The organism is Pseudomonas sp. FSL R10-2189, from assembly GCF_009600325.1.
In the GTDB taxonomy this organism is placed as follows: Bacteria; Pseudomonadota; Gammaproteobacteria; order Pseudomonadales; family Pseudomonadaceae; genus Aquipseudomonas; species Aquipseudomonas helleri.
The window spans coordinates 10,786-27,827 of sequence record NZ_WIVZ01000005.1 but is presented as its reverse complement, the minus strand read 5'-3'; the positions used below and the strand labels follow the sequence as shown (position 1 = coordinate 27,827).

Sequence of the window (17,042 nt, the reverse complement as noted above, 5' to 3'; positions counted from 1 at the left end):
TTAGAACTCCAGCCCAGCTTCACGAGCAGCCTCAGCCAGCGCTTTCACGCGGCCGTGGTACTTGAAGCCAGAGCGGTCGAAAGCCACCTGCGAGACGCCAGCGGCTTTTGCACGCGTAGCGACCAGCTGGCCAACCTTTGTGGCCGCGTCGATGTTGCCAGTGGCAGCATCACGCAGTTCTTTGTCCAAAGTCGAGGCGCTTGCCAGGACTTTGCTGCCGTCGGCCGAGATGACCTGGGCATAGATGTGCTGCGAAGAGCGGAACACGCAGAGACGCACGACTTCTAATTCGTGCATTTTCAGACGTGCTTTGCGAGCGCGACGCAGTCGAGTAACTTTTTTGTCGGTCATTTGCTAGGCCCTACTTCTTCTTGGCTTCTTTACGGCGGACGACTTCGTCCGCGTAACGCACACCTTTACCTTTGTAAGGCTCTGGTGGACGGAAGTCGCGGATCTCAGCGGCCACTTGACCTACCAGCTGCTTGTCGATGCCCTTGATCAGGATATCGGTCTGGCTAGGAGTCTCAGCGGTGATGCCTTCCGGCAGTTCGTAATCCACTGGGTGCGAGAAGCCAAGAGCCAGGTTCAGCACTGTGCCTTTTGCTTGCGCTTTGTAACCAACACCGACCAGCTGGAGCTTACGCTCGAAGCCTTGGCTTACGCCTTGGACCATGTTGTTTACCAACGCACGAGTGGTACCAGCCATTGCGCGAGTTTGTTGATCGCCATTGCGAGCAGCGAAACGCAGCTCACCAGCTTCTTCAACGATTTCAACCGACGAATGGATGTTCAGTTCTAGAGTGCCTTTAGCACCCTTCACCGAAAGCTGTTGGCCGGCGAATTTAACTTCGACACCAGCTGGCAGCTTAACGGGGTTCTTAGCGACGCGTGACATGCTTATCCCCCCTTAGAACACTGTGCAAAGAACTTCGCCGCCGACACCGGCAGCGCGCGCAGCACGATCCGTCATCACACCTTTGTTGGTGGAGACGATGGACACACCGAGACCGCCACGAACTTTTGGCAGATCATCGGAGGACTTGTACTGACGCAGACCTGGACGGCTAACGCGCTTTACTTCTTCGATAACCGGACGGCCTTCGAAGTACTTCAGCTCGATAGACAGCAGTGGTTTGATTTCGCTGCTGATCTGAAAATCCGCGATGTAACCTTCGTCCTTCAGAACTTTGGCTACAGCTACCTTCAACGTGGAAGACGGCATGCTTACGACAGACTTTTCAGCCATCTGGGCATTACGGATTCGAGTTAGCATGTCCGCTAACGGGTCCTGCATACTCATGGGCTAGACGCTCCTGATACAAAAAGAATTAGCCTTGCGGCTACAACTGTCACCGAGTGACTCTGTGCTCAAAAAGCACAGGCTCTGGCGAGCCGGTCATTCTAGACACACGCCAGAAATGAATCAAGCCCCAATAGGGGCTTGATTCAAGTACAAGGTCACCGGCTGTCAGGATCTTGCGACCCCGACAGCGATAACTTTGTCGGTACGCCTTACCAGCTAGCTTTAACCAGACCTGGTACGTCACCGCGCATTGCTGCTTCACGCAATTTGTTACGGCCCAGGCCGAACTTGCGGTAAACACCGTGCGGACGACCAGTCAGGCGGCAGCGGTTACGCATGCGCGAAGCGCTTGCGTCACGTGGCTGCTTCTGCAGAGCGATTTGAGCTTCCCAACGTGCTTCTGGACTTGCGTTCAGATCAACGATGATAGCTTTCAGCTCAGCACGCTTCTTGGCGAACTTGGCAACCGTGAGCTGACGTTTCAGCTCGCGGTTTTTCATGCTCATCTTGGCCATGGTCCTACTCCAATCAGTTGCGGAACGGGAATTTGAAAGCACGCAGCAATGCGCGACCTTCGTCATCCGTCCGAGCAGTGGTGGTCAGGGTGATGTCCAGACCGCGAAGAGCATCGATTTTGTCGTAGTCAATTTCCGGGAAAATGATCTGCTCTTTAACGCCCATGCTGTAGTTGCCACGACCATCGAAGGACTTGGCATTCAGGCCGCGGAAGTCGCGAACCCGAGGCAGGGAGATCGACAGCAAACGATCCAGGAATTCGTACATACGCTCACGGCGCAGAGTTACTTTGACGCCGATCGGCCAACCTTCACGGACTTTAAAGCCAGCGATGGATTTGCGAGCGTAGGTCACAACAACTTTTTGACCGGTGATTTTTTCCAAATCAGCTACTGCGTGCTCGATGACTTTTTTGTCGCCGATCGCTTCGCCCAAGCCCATGTTCAGGGTGATTTTGGTAACGCGCGGAACTTCCATCACGTTCGAAAGCTTAAGTTCTTCCTTAAGTTTCGGAGCGATTTCCTTCCGGTAAATCTCTTTTAGTCGTGCCATGGTCTCATCTACCTAGCAGTGTTCAAGCATCAACCGCTTTTTGGGTCGACTTGAAGACACGAATTTTTTTGCCTTCTTCTACTTTGAAACCAACGCGGTCAGCCTTGTTGGTTTCGCCGTTGAAAATGGCCACGTTAGAAGCGTCCAGTGGAGCTTCTTTCTCGACGATACCGCCTTGCACGCCCGACATCGGGTTAGGCTTGGTATGACGCTTAACCAGGTTCAGACCACCAACAACCAGACGGTTGTTAGCGAGAACCTTAAGCACCTTACCGCGCTTACCTTTGTCTTTGCCGGCGATCACGATGATCTCGTCGTCACGACGAATCTTTTGCATGTCGGATCTCCTTACAGCACTTCTGGGGCGAGCGAGACGATCTTCATGAACTTCTCGTTGCGAAGTTCACGGGTCACTGGCCCAAAGATACGGGTGCCGATCGGCTCTTGCTTGTTGTTCAGAAGAACAGCAGCGTTGCCATCAAAGCGGATAATGGAGCCATCAGCACGACGTACGCCGTGACGAGTGCGGACTACTACAGCAGTCATCACTTGGCCTTTTTTCACTTTACCGCGAGGAATTGCTTCCTTCACGGTAACTTTGATGATGTCACCGATACCAGCGTAACGACGATGGGAGCCACCCAGCACCTTGATGCACATAACACGGCGTGCGCCGCTGTTATCGGCCACATCGAGCATGGATTGAGTCTGAATCATATAATTTCTCCGACCCCTAGTCCTTAGACTTCCACAGCGCGTTCGAGAACATCAACCAGAGCCCAAGACTTAGTCTTGGCCAGCGGACGAGTTTCACGAATAGTGACTTTGTCGCCGATGTGGCACTGATTGGTTTCGTCGTGCGCGTGCAGCTTAGTCGAACGCTTAACGTATTTACCGTAGATCGGGTGCTTAACGCGACGTTCGATCAGAACGGTGATGGTCTTGTCCATCTTGTCGCTGACAACACGGCCAGTCAGCGTACGGACAGTTTTTTCGGCTTCAGCCATGATTACTTACCTGCCTGCTGTTTGAGCACAGTCTTCACGCGAGCGATGTCACGCTTAACTTGCGAGAGCAGATGCGACTGCCCCAACTGGCCAGTTGCTTTCTGCATGCGCAGATTGAACTGGTCGCGCAGCAAGCCGAGCAGTTGCTCGTTCAGCTGCTGTGCGGATTTTTCACGAAGTTCATTCGCTTTCATCACATCACCGTCCGTTTAACAAAGGAGGTGGCGAGCGGCAGCTTTGCAGCAGCCAGGGCGAAAGCCTCACGCGCCAGCTCTTCAGAAACACCCTCGATTTCATACAGGACTTTGCCTGGCTGAATCTGGGCAACCCAGTATTCCACGTTACCCTTACCTTTACCCATCCGAACTTCGAGAGGCTTTTTGGAAATAGGCTTGTCCGGGAATACACGGATCCAGATCTTGCCGCCACGCTTAACGTGACGGGTCAGTGCACGACGCGCTGATTCGATCTGACGAGCGGTGAGACGACCACGAGCAACAGACTTCAGCGCATACTCGCCGAAGCTGACTTTGCTACCGCGCAGTGCCAAGCCACGGTTGTGGCCAGTCATTTGCTTGCGGAACTTCGTACGCTTAGGTTGTAACATTTTGCGTACCCCTTACTTAGCAGCTTTTTTACGAGGCGCTGGTGCTTGTGGCTTCAGCTCTTCTTGGCGACCACCGATTACTTCGCCTTTGAAGATCCAAACCTTTACACCGATCACACCGTAAGTGGTGTGAGCTTCGTAGTTGGCATAGTCGATGTCGGCACGCAGGGTGTGCAATGGCACACGACCTTCGCGATACCATTCAGTACGTGCGATTTCAGCACCGCCGAGACGACCGCTCACTTGGATTTTGATGCCTTTGGCACCAATGCGCATAGCGTTCTGTACAGCGCGTTTCATCGCGCGACGGAACATTACACGACGCTCCAGCTGCTGAGCTACGCTCTGCGCAACCAGCATACCGTCGAGCTCCGGCTTGCGGATCTCTTCGATATTGATGTGCACAGGCACACCCATTTGCTTGGTCAGGTCCTGACGCAGCTTCTCAACATCTTCACCTTTCTTCCCGATAACGATACCTGGACGAGCGGTGTGGATGGTGATGCGTGCAGTTTGGGCCGGACGATGAATATCGATACGGCTTACGGACGCGCTTTTTAGTTTGTCTTGGAGGTATTCACGCACCTTCAGATCAGCGAACAAGTAGTCCGCATAAGTCCGGCCGTCTGCGTACCAGACGGAGGTGTGCTCCTTGACGATTCCCAGGCGAATGCCAATGGGATGTACTTTCTGACCCATCTCTTCGACTCCGTTACTTGTCAGCAACCTTGACAGTGATATGGCAAGACCGCTTGACGATGCGATCAGCGCGGCCTTTGGCACGCGGCATGATGCGCTTCAGCGAACGCCCTTCGTTGACGAAAACGGTGGCGACTTTCAGGTCGTCAACGTCAGCGCCTTCGTTATGCTCGGCGTTGGCTACGGCCGACTCCAGCACTTTTTTGATGATCTCGGCGGCTTTCTTGTTGCTGAAAGCCAACAGGTTGAGCGCTTCGCCCACCTTCTTCCCGCGGATCTGGTCGGCGACCAAGCGGGCTTTCTGGGCGGAGATTCGAGCGCCCGACAACTTAGCGGCTACTTCCATCGTTCCTTACCCCTTAACGCTTGGCTTTCTTGTCAGCCACGTGCCCACGATAAGTGCGGGTACCGGCAAACTCGCCCAGTTTATGGCCAACCATGTCTTCGTTCACGAGAACTGGAACATGCAGACGACCGTTATGCACAGCGATGGTCAGACCGACCATTTGTGGCAGGATCATCGAACGACGCGACCAGGTTTTCACCGGTTTGCGATCGTTCTTTTCCGCCGCCACTTCGATCTTCTTCAGTAGGTGAAGATCAATAAAAGGACCTTTTTTCAGAGAACGTGGCACTGTCGTATCCCTCTATTTACTTGCGACGACGGACGATCATTTTGTCGGTACGCTTATTACCACGAGTCTTCGCGCCCTTAGTCGGGAAGCCCCATGGCGATACCGGATGACGACCACCAGAGGTACGACCTTCACCACCACCATGTGGGTGGTCAACCGGGTTCATGGCAACACCACGAACGGTTGGGCGAACGCCACGCCAGCGTTTGGCACCAGCTTTACCCAGCGAACGCAGGCTGTGCTCGGAGTTCGAGACTTCGCCCAGCGTTGCACGGCATTCAGCCAATACTTTACGCATTTCACCAGAACGCAGACGCAGGGTCACGTAGACACCTTCGCGAGCTACCAGCTGAGCCGAAGCACCAGCGGAACGAGCGATTTGCGCGCCTTTACCTGGCTTCAATTCGATGCCGTGTACGGTGCTACCTACTGGAATGCTGCGCAGTTGCAGCGAGTTACCTGGCTTGATCGGAGCCAAAGCACCCGAGATCAGCTGGTCACCAGCGCTCACGCCTTTAGGGGCGATGATGTAACGGCGTTCGCCGTCTGCGTACAGCATAAGAGCAATGTGAGCAGTACGGTTTGGATCGTATTCGATACGCTCAACAGTGGCTGGAATGCCATCTTTGTCGTTGCGACGGAAGTCGACCATACGGTAATGCTGCTTATGACCACCACCGATGTGACGCGTGGTAATGCGGCCATTGTTGTTACGACCACCAGACTTCGATTTTTTCTCGAGCAGCGGTGCGTGAGGAGCGCCTTTGTGCAGCTCCTTGTTGACCACCTTGACCACATGACGGCGGCCAGGGGAAGTCGGTTTGCATTTAACGATTGCCATGATGCACCCCTTCCTTACTCAGCACTGCTGCTGAAATCGAGATCTTGGCCTGGCTGAAGGGAAATTACTGCCTTCTTCCAGTCATTACGCTTGCCCACGCCGCGAGCGGTGCGCTTGCTCTTACCCAGAACGTTCAGGGTAGTAACACGCTCAACTTTCACGCTGAACAGGCTTTCGACGGCCTTCTTGATTTCCAGCTTGGTTGCGTCTGTAGCAACCTTGAAAACGAACTGGCCTTTCTTGTCTGCCAGAACCGTAGCCTTCTCGGAAACGTGCGGGCCAAGCAGAACTTTAAATACGCGTTCCTGGTTCATCCCAGCAGCTCCTCGAATTTCTTCACGGCCGACACGGTGATCAACACCTTGTCGTATGCGATCAGACTAACTGGATCGGAACCTTGCACGTCACGTACATCAACGTGTGGCAGGTTGCGAGCAGCCAGGTACAGGTTCTGATCAACAACTTCGGACACGATCAGGACGTCAGTCAGACCCATGCCATTCAGTTTGTTCAGCAGATCTTTGGTTTTTGGCGCTTCAACAGCGAAGTCCTGAACCACGACCAGACGATCAGTACGCACGAGTTCAGCAAGGATGGAGCGCAGTGCTGCGCGATACATCTTCTTGTTGAGCTTCTGAGAGTGATCCTGTGGACGAGCTGCGAAAGTGGTACCGCCGCCACGCCAGATTGGGCTACGGATAGTACCAGCACGAGCACGGCCAGTACCTTTCTGACGCCAAGGGCGCTTACCGCCACCACGAACATCAGAACGGGTCTTTTGCTGCTTGCTACCTTGACGGCCGCCAGCCATGTAGGCCACGACTGCTTGGTGAACCAGCGTCTCGTTGAATTCGCCGCCGAAAGTCAGTTCGGAAACTTCGATCGCCTGAGCGTCATTTACGTTTAATTGCATGTCAGCTTCCCCTTAACCGCGAGCCTTGGCCGCTGGACGTACAACCAGGTTGCCGCCAGTAGCGCCAGGAACAGCACCCTTGACCAACAACAGATTGCGTTCAGCGTCGACGCGCACTACTTCGAGGGACTGCACGGTCACGCGCTCAGCGCCCATATGACCGGACATTTTTTTGCCCTTGAATACACGACCAGGAGTCTGGCACTGGCCAATAGAGCCCGGGACGCGGTGGGAAACGGAGTTACCGTGAGTGTTATCTTGGCCACGGAAATTCCAACGCTTGATCGTACCCTGGAAGCCTTTACCTTTGGACTGCCCGGTTACATCAACCAGTTGACCAGCAGCGAAGATTTCAGCGTTGATCAGATCGCCAGCTTGGTACTCGCCTTCTTCAAGACGGAATTCCAGCACGGTACGACCAGCAGCAACGTTTGCCTTGGCGAAGTGACCCGCCTGAGCAGCGGTTACACGCGAAGCGCGACGCTCGCCGACAGTGACTTGCACTGCACGATAGCCATCGGTTTCTTCAGTTTTGAACTGGGTGACGCGATTCGGCTCGATCTCAATGACCGTGACCGGAATGGAGACACCTTCTTCGGTGAAAATACGGGTCATACCGCATTTACGACCGACTACACCAATAGTCATGTTGTAAACCTCATGAGTGTACGGGGCTTTCACCCGCTATGGCCGCCCATTTCAGAGCGTTACACGACTAAGACCCAAGTCTTAGCCGAGGCTGATCTGCACTTCCACACCGGCCGCAAGATCAAGCTTCATAAGTGCATCAACGGTTTTATCCGTTGGCTGAACGATGTCCAGAACGCGCTTATGAGTACGGATCTCGTACTGGTCACGCGCGTCTTTGTTGACGTGCGGGGAGACCAGAACGGTGAACCGCTCTTTACGGGTAGGCAGTGGAATTGGACCACGCACTTGAGCACCAGTACGTTTCGCGGTTTCCACGATTTCCTGGGTTGATTGGTCGATCAGGCGATGGTCAAAAGCCTTCAACCTGATACGGATTTGCTGATTTTGCATTGGATTTCAGACTCCAGATTGCTGTTCCCACCGAGCGCAATACGCCCGTTTAAAGGAGGCGCAATTCTATAGACGACCCCACTAGGTGTCAACTCAATAAAAAAAGCCCCCGCTGAGCGGGGGCTTTTTCATGCAATCATCGATTACTCGATGATTTTGGCTACGACGCCAGCGCCGACGGTACGACCGCCTTCACGGATAGCGAAACGCAGACCATCTTCCATTGCGATGGTTTTGATCAGGGTAACAGTCATTTGAATGTTGTCACCTGGCATTACCATTTCAACGCCTTCTGGCAGCTCGCAGTTACCAGTCACGTCAGTAGTACGGAAGTAGAACTGTGGACGGTAGCCTTTGAAGAACGGAGTATGACGGCCGCCTTCTTCTTTGCTCAGAACGTATACTTCTGCGGTGAACTTGGTGTGAGGCTTAACAGTGCCTGGCTTAACCAGAACCTGACCACGCTCAACGTCGTCACGCTTGGTACCACGCAGCAGAACGCCGCAGTTCTCGCCAGCACGACCTTCGTCGAGCAGTTTGCGGAACATTTCAACGCCGGTGCAAGTGGTAACAGTTGTGTCACGCAGACCAACGATTTCCAGTGGATCTTGAACGCGAACGATACCGCGCTCGATACGGCCAGTCACAACAGTACCGCGACCAGAGATCGAGAATACGTCTTCGATTGGCATCAGGAACGGCTTGTCGGTCAGACGAACTGGTTCTGGGATGTAGGTATCCAGAGTTTCAACCAGTTTACGAACGGCAGTGGTGCCCATTTCGTTGTCGTCCAGGCCTTCCAGAGCCATACGAGCAGAACCGATGATGATCGGAGTGTCGTCGCCTGGGAAGTCGTAAGTGCTCAGCAGATCGCGCACTTCCATCTCAACCAGTTCCAGCAGCTCAGCGTCGTCTACCAGGTCAGCCTTGTTCAGGAAAACCACGATGTACGGAACGCCTACCTGACGGGACAGCAGGATGTGCTCACGAGTTTGTGGCATCGGACCATCAGCGGCCGAACAAACCAGGATCGCGCCGTCCATTTGGGCAGCACCAGTGATCATGTTCTTCACGTAGTCAGCGTGACCTGGGCAGTCAACGTGAGCGTAGTGACGAATAGTCGAGTTGTACTCAACGTGAGCAGTGTTGATGGTGATACCACGAGCTTTTTCTTCTGGCGCGCTGTCGATCTTGTCGAAGTCAACACGAGCAGAACCGAAAACTTCGGAGCAAACACGAGTCAGAGCTGCGGTCAGCGTGGTTTTACCATGGTCAACGTGACCGATAGTGCCAACGTTGACGTGCGGTAGGGAACGATCAAATTTTTCTTTAGCCACGACAATTAACTCCTTGCCTAAAGGACTGAACTAAATCAGCCTTGTTTTTTAGTAACAGCATCGACGATGTGCGACGGCGCTGTATCGTATTTTTTGAATTCCATAGAGTAGCTTGCGCGACCCTGAGACATGGAACGAACGTCGGTCGCATAACCGAACATCTCGCCCAACGGAACTTCAGCACGAATAACTTTGCCGGAGACCGTATCTTCCATACCCTGGATCATGCCGCGACGACGGTTCAAGTCGCCCATCACGTCACCCATATAGTCTTCAGGTGTAACAACCTCTACCGCCATGATCGGCTCAAGCAACTCACCACCGCCCTTCTGGGCCAGTTGCTTGGTAGCCATGGAAGCAGCCACCTTAAACGCCATCTCGTTGGAGTCGACGTCGTGGTAAGAACCATCAAACACGGTAGCCTTCAGGCCGATCAGCGGATAGCCGGCAACAACACCGTTCTTCATCTGCTCTTCGATACCCTTCTGGATAGCCGGGATGTATTCCTTAGGAACCACACCACCTACCACTTCGTTCACGAACTGCAGACCTTCCTGACCTTCGTCAGCAGGTGCAAAACGGATCCAGCAGTGACCAAACTGACCACGACCGCCGGACTGACGAACGAACTTGCCTTCGATTTCACAGTTCTTCGTGATGCGCTCACGATAAGAAACCTGAGGCTTACCGATGTTGGCTTCAACGTTGAACTCACGCTTCATCCGGTCAACCAGGATGTCGAGGTGCAATTCGCCCATGCCGGAGATGATCGTCTGACCAGTCTCTTCATCAGTTTTAACGCGGAAAGACGGGTCTTCCTGAGCAAGTTTGCCCAGTGCGATACCCATTTTTTCCTGGTCATCCTTGGTTTTTGGCTCAACGGCAACCGAAATAACCGGCTCCGGGAAGTCCATGCGAACCAGGATGATTGGCTTGTCAGCGTTGCACAAGGTTTCACCAGTGGTGACGTCCTTCATGCCGATCAAGGCCGCGATGTCACCAGCGCGTACTTCCTTGATCTCTTCGCGGGCGTTAGCGTGCATTTGCACCATACGACCCACGCGCTCTTTCTTGCCTTTAACCGAGTTGATTACGCCGTCACCGGAGTTCAACACGCCCGAGTAAACGCGGACGAAGGTCAAAGTACCCACGAATGGGTCAGTCGCGATCTTGAACGCCAGAGCCGAGAACGGCTCGTTGTCGTCTGCATGACGCTCCAGCTCGATAGTCTCGTCATCCGGGTCAGTACCCTTGATGGCAGGAATATCTACCGGGGCCGGCAGGTAGTCGATCACGGCGTCGAGAACCAGGGGAACGCCCTTGTTCTTGAAGGAAGAACCGCAAACAGCCAAAACGATCTCGCCAGCGATAGTACGCTGACGCAGAGCCGCTTTGATTTCCGGAATGGTGAGTTCTTCACCTTCCAGGTACTTGTTCATCAGCTCTTCGCTAGCTTCAGCCGCAGCCTCAACCATGTTGCTGCGCCACTCTTCAGCCAACTCTTGCAGCTCTGCAGGAATAGCTTCACGACGAGCAGTCATACCCTTGTCAGCATCGCTCCAGTAAACCGCTTCCATGGACATCAGATCGATCTGACCCTGGAAGTTGTCTTCGGAACCGATAGCCAACTGGATAGGCACCGGAGTGTGACCCAGACGAGTTTTGATCTGACCGATCACGCGCAGGAAGTTCGCACCAGCACGGTCCATCTTGTTTACGTAAACAAGACGCGGAACGCCGTACTTGTTGGCTTGACGCCATACGGTTTCGGACTGAGGCTCAACACCCGAGGTGCCGCAGAACACAACAACCGCGCCATCGAGTACACGCAGGGAACGCTCAACTTCAATAGTGAAGTCTACGTGGCCCGGGGTATCGATTACGTTGAAGCGGTAGTTATCGTACTGCTTGTTAGAACCCTGCCAAAAGGTAGTGATCGCAGCAGAAGTAATGGTAATACCACGCTCCTGCTCCTGCACCATCCAGTCTGTGGTCGCGGCGCCATCATGCACCTCGCCCATCTTGTGACTTTTGCCAGTGTAAAAAAGTACCCGCTCAGTAGTCGTGGTTTTACCCGCGTCCACGTGTGCACAGATACCAATGTTACGGTAGCGGTTAATCGGTGTAGTACGAGCCATAAAGCCCTCGCAAAGTGAATAGCGCTGAAATTAGAAGCGGTAGTGCGAGAAAGCTTTGTTAGCTTCAGCCATACGGTGCACGTCTTCACGCTTCTTAACTGCTGCGCCCTTGCCTTCAGCAGCGTCCAGCAGTTCGCCAGCCAAGCGCAAAGCCATAGACTTTTCGCCACGCTTACGTGCGAAGTCTACCAACCAGCGCATTGCCAAAGCGTTACGACGGGAAGGACGAACTTCGACCGGAACCTGGTAAGTAGCACCGCCTACACGGCGCGACTTCACTTCGACCAGCGGAGCGATGGCGTCGAGTGCTTTCTCGAAGAGTTCCAGGGGATCGCCGTTCTTACGTTCTTTAACCTTTTCCAGCGCGCCATAAACGATACGCTCGGCAACGGCTTTTTTACCGCTTTCCATCACGTGGTTCATGAACTTGGCCAGGATTTGGCTTCCGTATTTTGGATCGTCAAGCACTTCGCGCTTGGCTGCTACGCGTCTTCTTGGCATGGATAAGCCCTCAAACGGTCTTCAGGTTAGCTCGGGACCATTACACCCTTTGGATGCACGCCCGACCTTACTCTTATCGACTCAGAAAAAAAGAAATCTGCATTTATTTACCAGCGACCGAAGACTACTTCGGCTTTTTGGTACCGTACTTCGAACGACCTTGGTTACGACCTTTAACGCCGGAAGTATCCAAAGAGCCGCGAACGGTGTGATAACGAACACCTGGCAAGTCTTTTACACGACCGCCACGGATCAGTACCACGCTGTGTTCTTGCAGGTTGTGACCTTCACCACCGATGTACGAGGAAACCTCGAAACCGTTGGTCAGGCGCACACGGCATACTTTACGCAGTGCCGAGTTAGGTTTTTTCGGCGTAGTTGTATACACACGGGTGCATACGCCACGACGTTGCGGGCAGTTTTGCAGCGCAGGTACGTCGGATTTCTCGACGATACGCTTACGCGGCTGACGTACCAGCTGGTTGATAGTTGCCATCTACTAGCTCCACTGTTGTCTTGCGACGCTATTGTCTTGCAAGAAAAGCAAAATGACGGGAACGAATCCCCGCCAAATTTAGGGGTACAAGAGTCTAAAGAGGATCCTGCCCCCAGTCAAGGCAAAGCCCCGACCCCTCCCCCATCAAAGCTCGACTAATTGTCGTGATTCGATGAACGGAAAGACCGGGGCCCACCCTTATTTATCGCAGAACTCAGTTACCGCTGGAGTTCAGCGCTTCGGTCAGTGCAGCTTCCACTTCACTGGCGCTTACGCGCAATGGTTTGTCTGCATCACGGCGACGCTTACGCTCGCTGTGGTAGGCCAAACCAGTACCTGCCGGGATCAAACGACCCACGACAACGTTTTCTTTCAGGCCGCGCAGGTAGTCGCGCTTGCCGGTTACCGCTGCTTCGGTCAGTACGCGGGTTGTCTCTTGGAAAGAGGCCGCGGAGATGAACGATTCAGTCGACAACGACGCTTTGGTGATACCCAACAGAACGCGAGTGAACTTGGAGACAAATTTGTCTTCGTTACCCAGGCGCTCGTTCTCGACCAGTACCTGCGTCAGCTCCATCTGGTCGCCCTTGATGAAGGAGGAATCGCCAGACTCGGAAATCTCAACTTTACGCAGCATCTGACGCAGGATGGTCTCGATGTGCTTGTCGTTGATCTTCACGCCTTGCAGACGGTAAACATCTTGAATCTCGTTAACGATGTACTTGGCCAGCGCACTCACACCCAGCAAACGCAGGATGTCGTGTGGATCGCTTGGACCGTCGGAGATAACTTCGCCGCGGTTCACTTGCTCGCCTTCGAAGACGTTCAGGTGACGCCACTTTGGAATCAGCTCTTCGTACGGATCGGTACCGTCGTTCGGGGTAATAACCAGACGGCGCTTGCCTTTGGTTTCTTTACCGAACGCGATGGTGCCGCTGACTTCAGCCAAAATAGAGGCTTCTTTCGGACGACGCGCTTCGAACAAGTCAGCAACGCGTGGCAGACCACCGGTGATGTCTCGAGTTTTCGAAGTTTCTTGCGGAATACGAGCGATAACGTCACCGATCGCGATTTCCGCACCATCCGCTACACCGACCAATGCGTTGGCTGGCAGGAAGTACTGGGCCGGTACGTCGGTACCTGGCAACAGCAGATCCTTACCATCAACACCTACCATCTTAACGGCCGGGCGAATTTCTTTGCCGGCAGCTGGACGGTCTTTGGCGTCAAGCACTTCAATGTTGGTCATACCGGTCAATTCGTCAGTCTGACGCTTGATCGTGATGCCTTCTTCCATGCCCACGTAGGTCACGGTACCTTTCATTTCGGTAACGATTGGGTGAGTGTGCGGATCCCACTTGGCTACGATCGAGCCAGCGTCAACCTTGTCACCTTCTTTAACCGAAATTACAGCACCGTACGGCAGCTTGTAACGCTCACGCTCACGACCGAAGTCATCAGCGATTGCCAGCTCACCCGAACGCGATACGGCTACCAGGCAACCATCCACACGCTCAACGTGCTTCAGGTTGTGAAGACGGACAGTACCGCCATTCTTCACCTGAACGCTGTCAGCAGCAGAGGTCCGGCTTGCCGCACCACCGATGTGGAACGTACGCATTGTCAGCTGTGTACCTGGCTCACCGATCGACTGAGCAGCGATTACGCCGACAGCTTCACCGATGTTCACCTGGTGACCACGAGCCAGATCGCGACCGTAGCACTTGGCGCAGATACCGAAACGGGTTTCGCAGCTGATTGGCGAACGTACGATCACTTCGTCGATGCTGTTCAGCTCGATGAACTCAACCCACTTCTCGTCAACCAGGGTGCCAGCAGGAACGATAACTTCATCAGTACCTGGCTTGAATACGTCACGGGCGATTACTCGACCCAGTACACGCTCACCCAACGGCTCTACAACGTCGCCGCCTTCAATGTGCGGAGTCATCAGCAGACCGTGTTCGGTACCGCAGTCGACTTCAGTCACTACCAGATCTTGCGCAACGTCTACCAGACGACGCGTCAAGTAACCGGAGTTAGCCGTTTTCAAGGCCGTATCCGCAAGACCCTTACGAGCACCGTGAGTGGAGATGAAGTACTGAAGTACGCTCAAACCTTCACGAAAGTTCGCAGTAATCGGCGTTTCGATGATGGAACCGTCCGGCTTGGCCATCAGACCACGCATACCGGCCAGCTGACGGATCTGCGCAGCAGAACCCCGTGCGCCGGAGTCGGCCATCATGTACATGGAGTTGAACGACTCTTGCTCAACTTCATCACCGTGACGGTCGATAACCTTCTCTTTCGAGAGGTTCGACATCATCGCCTTGGAAACTTCATCGTTAGCTTTCGACCAAAGGTCGATTACTTTGTTGTACTTCTCGCCCTGTGTTACCAGGCCCGAAGCGTACTGACTTTCGATTTCTTTCACTTCGTCGGTAGCAGCACCGATGATGCGCGCTTTTTCATCCGGGATAACGAAGTCGTTAACACCGATCGAAACGCCAGAAATAGTCGAGTAAGCGAAACCGGTATACATCAACTGGTCAGCGAAGATCACAGTCTCTTTCAAACCAACCACGCGGTAGCACTGGTTGATCAGCTTGGAGATTGCCTTTTTCTTCATTGGCAAGTTGACGACGTCGTACGACAGGCCTTTTGGAACAACCTGGAACAACAGCGCACGACCGACAGTGGTGTCGACGATGCGGGTATTGGTCACGCTGCCGCCATCACGGTCGTTGACGGTTTCGGTGATCCGCACTTTAACCTTGGCGTGCAGTGCGGCTTCGCCGGCACGGAACACACGGTCAACTTCTTGCAGATCCGCGAATACACGACCTTCGCCTTTGGCGTTGATCGCTTCACGAGTCATGTAGTACAGACCCAATACAACGTCCTGCGATGGAACGATGATTGGCTCACCGTTAGCTGGCGACAGAATGTTGTTGGTCGACATCATCAACGCACGGGCTTCCAACTGGGCTTCCAGTGTCAGCGGTACGTGTACAGCCATCTGGTCGCCGTCGAAGTCGGCGTTGTACGCAGCACAGACCAGAGGGTGCAGCTGGATAGCTTTACCTTCGATCAGTACCGGCTCAAATGCCTGAATACCCAGACGGTGAAGCGTTGGTGCACGGTTGAGGAGGACCGGGTGTTCGCGAATCACTTCAGCGAGAACATCCCAAACCTCTGGCAGCTCACGCTCAACCATTTTCTTGGCAGCTTTAATGGTGGTAGCAAGACCACGCATTTCCAGCTTGCCGAAGATGAACGGCTTGAACAGTTCAAGTGCCATTTTCTTAGGCAGACCGCACTGGTGCAGACGCAGCGTCGGACCTACGGTAATTACCGAACGACCCGAGTAGTCAACACGCTTACCGAGCAAGTTCTGACGGAAACGACCTTGCTTACCCTTGATCATGTCAGCCAAGGATTTTAGAGGACGCTTGTTCGAACCCGTGATGGCGCGGCCACGACGACCGTTGTCCAGCAAAGCGTCGACAGCTTCTTGCAACATACGCTTTTCGTTACGCACGATGATGTCCGGAGCGGACAGATCAAGCAGGCGCTTCAAGCGGTTGTTACGGTTGATCACTCGACGATACAGATCGTTGAGGTCGGAAGTCGCGAAACGACCACCATCCAGCGGAACCAAAGGACGCAGATCTGGCGGCAGAACCGGCAGAACGGTCAGAACCATCCACTCTGGAAGGTTGCCGGAGCCCAGGAAGGCTTCCATCAACTTCAAGCGCTTGGACAGCTTCTTGATTTTGGTTTCGGAGTTGGTTTGCGGAATTTCTTCACGCAGACGGCCAATCTCGTGTTCCAGATCGATAGCGTGCAGCAGCTCACGCACAGCCTCGGCACCCATACGGGCATCGAAGTCGTCACCGAACTCTTCCAGCGCTTCGAAATACTGCTCGTCGTTCAGCAGCTGACCTTTTTCAAGGGTGGTCATGCCTGGATCGATAACAACATAGCTCTCGAAGTAGAGAACGCGTTCGATATCACGCAGGGTCATGTCCATCAGCAAGCCGATACGGGACGGCAGCGATTTCAGGAACCAGATGTGTGCAACTGGCGAAGCCAGTTCAATGTGAGCCATGCGCTCACGACGGACCTTGGCCAGTGCAACTTCAACGCCGCACTTCTCACAGATCACACCGCGATGCTTCAAGCGCTTGTACTTACCGCACAGGCACTCGTAATCCTTTACCGGGCCAAAAATTTTGGCGCAGAACAGACCGTCACGCTCAGGTTTGAACGTACGGTAGTTGATGGTTTCCGGCTTTTTAACTTCACCGAACGACCACGAACGGATCATCTCAGGCGATGCCAATCCAATACGGATGGCGTCGAACTCTTCGACTTGACCCTGGTTTTTCAGCAAATTCAGTAGGTCTTTCAAGGCCTTTCCTCCTGGCGGAGCAGAGAGCGGGCAGTGCAGCCC

23 protein-coding genes are annotated in these 17,042 nt (G+C 53.9%); all 23 read right to left on the bottom strand.

The genetic code is table 11. The features are described 5' to 3' along the window. The 23 genes from rplR to rpoC all read right to left on the bottom strand — a co-directional run bounded on the left by rplR (position 1) and on the right by rpoC (position 17,000). On the bottom strand, positions 1–351 hold the full coding sequence (gene rplR, locus GHO32_RS05760) for a 50S ribosomal protein L18 (protein WP_003444364.1): 351 nt from the start codon (positions 349–351) through the stop codon (positions 1–3). A 10-nt stretch (positions 352–361) separates the two neighbouring features. Beyond that, on the bottom strand, positions 362–895 hold the full coding sequence (gene rplF, locus GHO32_RS05755; protein WP_003176412.1) for a 50S ribosomal protein L6: 534 nt from the start codon (positions 893–895) through the stop codon (positions 362–364). Positions 896–907: 12 nt separating this feature from the next. Next, positions 908–1,300 carry a 30S ribosomal protein S8 gene (gene rpsH / locus GHO32_RS05750; protein ID WP_048373837.1) on the bottom strand — a complete coding sequence of 131 codons (393 nt, stop codon included), beginning with the start codon at positions 1,298–1,300 and terminating at the stop codon, positions 908–910. A 212-nt stretch (positions 1,301–1,512) separates the two neighbouring features. Next, positions 1,513–1,818 (bottom strand): 30S ribosomal protein S14, encoded by a 306-nt coding sequence (gene rpsN / locus GHO32_RS05745; RefSeq protein WP_048373839.1) that lies wholly within the window; start codon positions 1,816–1,818, stop codon positions 1,513–1,515. 13 nt (positions 1,819–1,831) lie between these two features. Next, on the bottom strand, positions 1,832–2,371 hold the full coding sequence (gene rplE / locus GHO32_RS05740; protein ID WP_003186044.1) for a 50S ribosomal protein L5: 540 nt from the start codon (positions 2,369–2,371) through the stop codon (positions 1,832–1,834). A 22-nt stretch (positions 2,372–2,393) separates the two neighbouring features. Next, entirely contained in the window at positions 2,394–2,708 is a 315-nt protein-coding gene (rplX, locus tag GHO32_RS05735) for a 50S ribosomal protein L24 (protein ID WP_048373841.1), read from the bottom strand. An 11-nt stretch (positions 2,709–2,719) separates the two neighbouring features. Next, entirely contained in the window at positions 2,720–3,088 is a 369-nt protein-coding gene (gene rplN / locus GHO32_RS05730; RefSeq protein ID WP_011063774.1) for a 50S ribosomal protein L14, read from the bottom strand. A gap of 23 nt (positions 3,089–3,111) precedes the next feature. Then, positions 3,112–3,378 (bottom strand): 30S ribosomal protein S17, encoded by a 267-nt coding sequence (rpsQ, locus tag GHO32_RS05725; protein WP_003176419.1) that lies wholly within the window; start codon positions 3,376–3,378, stop codon positions 3,112–3,114. A 2-nt stretch (positions 3,379–3,380) separates the two neighbouring features. Next, positions 3,381–3,572, bottom strand: a complete 192-nt coding sequence (gene rpmC / locus GHO32_RS05720) for a 50S ribosomal protein L29 (protein WP_003444371.1) — start codon at positions 3,570–3,572, stop codon at positions 3,381–3,383. Then, complete coding sequence (gene rplP, locus GHO32_RS05715) at positions 3,572–3,985, bottom strand: 50S ribosomal protein L16 (RefSeq protein WP_019409905.1); 414 nt, start codon at positions 3,983–3,985, stop codon at positions 3,572–3,574. Before rplP ends, rpmC begins: the two co-directional genes overlap by 1 nt. A 12-nt stretch (positions 3,986–3,997) precedes the next feature. Next, positions 3,998–4,684, bottom strand: coding sequence for a 30S ribosomal protein S3 (rpsC, locus tag GHO32_RS05710; RefSeq protein WP_003176422.1), 687 nt, complete (start codon positions 4,682–4,684; stop codon positions 3,998–4,000). Between the two features lie 13 nt (positions 4,685–4,697). Further along, positions 4,698–5,030, bottom strand: a complete 333-nt coding sequence (gene rplV, locus GHO32_RS05705) for a 50S ribosomal protein L22 (protein ID WP_003444373.1) — start codon at positions 5,028–5,030, stop codon at positions 4,698–4,700. Between the two features lie 13 nt (positions 5,031–5,043). Then, positions 5,044–5,319, bottom strand: coding sequence for a 30S ribosomal protein S19 (gene rpsS / locus GHO32_RS05700; RefSeq protein WP_003232420.1), 276 nt, complete (start codon positions 5,317–5,319; stop codon positions 5,044–5,046). Between the two features lie 16 nt (positions 5,320–5,335). Beyond that, positions 5,336–6,160 (bottom strand): 50S ribosomal protein L2, encoded by an 825-nt coding sequence (gene rplB / locus GHO32_RS05695; RefSeq protein WP_048373844.1) that lies wholly within the window; start codon positions 6,158–6,160, stop codon positions 5,336–5,338. A gap of 14 nt (positions 6,161–6,174) precedes the next feature. Continuing rightward, a complete protein-coding gene (gene rplW / locus GHO32_RS05690) occupies positions 6,175–6,474 on the bottom strand; it encodes a 50S ribosomal protein L23 (protein ID WP_003444375.1) in 300 nt (99 codons plus the stop codon). Continuing rightward, positions 6,471–7,073: a 50S ribosomal protein L4 gene (rplD, locus tag GHO32_RS05685; protein ID WP_048373846.1), complete on the bottom strand. Its 603-nt coding sequence runs from the start codon at positions 7,071–7,073 to the stop codon at positions 6,471–6,473. Before rplD ends, rplW begins: the two co-directional genes overlap by 4 nt. A 12-nt stretch (positions 7,074–7,085) precedes the next feature. Continuing rightward, the gene (gene rplC / locus GHO32_RS05680) at positions 7,086–7,721 is read right to left on the bottom strand and encodes a 50S ribosomal protein L3 (RefSeq protein WP_019409902.1); all 636 of its coding nucleotides are present in this window, start codon (positions 7,719–7,721) and stop codon (positions 7,086–7,088) included. An 81-nt stretch (positions 7,722–7,802) separates the two neighbouring features. Beyond that, on the bottom strand, positions 7,803–8,114 hold the full coding sequence (rpsJ, locus tag GHO32_RS05675; RefSeq protein WP_003186070.1) for a 30S ribosomal protein S10: 312 nt from the start codon (positions 8,112–8,114) through the stop codon (positions 7,803–7,805). A 143-nt stretch (positions 8,115–8,257) separates the two neighbouring features. Then, complete coding sequence (gene tuf, locus GHO32_RS05670; RefSeq protein ID WP_123751628.1) at positions 8,258–9,451, bottom strand: elongation factor Tu; 1,194 nt, start codon at positions 9,449–9,451, stop codon at positions 8,258–8,260. Positions 9,452–9,486: 35 nt separating this feature from the next. Continuing rightward, positions 9,487–11,589 (bottom strand): elongation factor G, encoded by a 2,103-nt coding sequence (fusA, locus tag GHO32_RS05665; RefSeq protein WP_123751627.1) that lies wholly within the window; start codon positions 11,587–11,589, stop codon positions 9,487–9,489. A gap of 30 nt (positions 11,590–11,619) precedes the next feature. Further along, entirely contained in the window at positions 11,620–12,090 is a 471-nt protein-coding gene (gene rpsG, locus GHO32_RS05660) for a 30S ribosomal protein S7 (protein ID WP_019409900.1), read from the bottom strand. A 124-nt stretch (positions 12,091–12,214) separates the two neighbouring features. Continuing rightward, on the bottom strand, positions 12,215–12,586 hold the full coding sequence (gene rpsL / locus GHO32_RS05655) for a 30S ribosomal protein S12 (RefSeq protein WP_002555494.1): 372 nt from the start codon (positions 12,584–12,586) through the stop codon (positions 12,215–12,217). A gap of 214 nt (positions 12,587–12,800) precedes the next feature. After that, a complete protein-coding gene (gene rpoC, locus GHO32_RS05650) occupies positions 12,801–17,000 on the bottom strand; it encodes a DNA-directed RNA polymerase subunit beta' (protein ID WP_048373851.1) in 4,200 nt (1,399 codons plus the stop codon). Positions 17,001–17,042 lie beyond the last annotated feature (42 nt).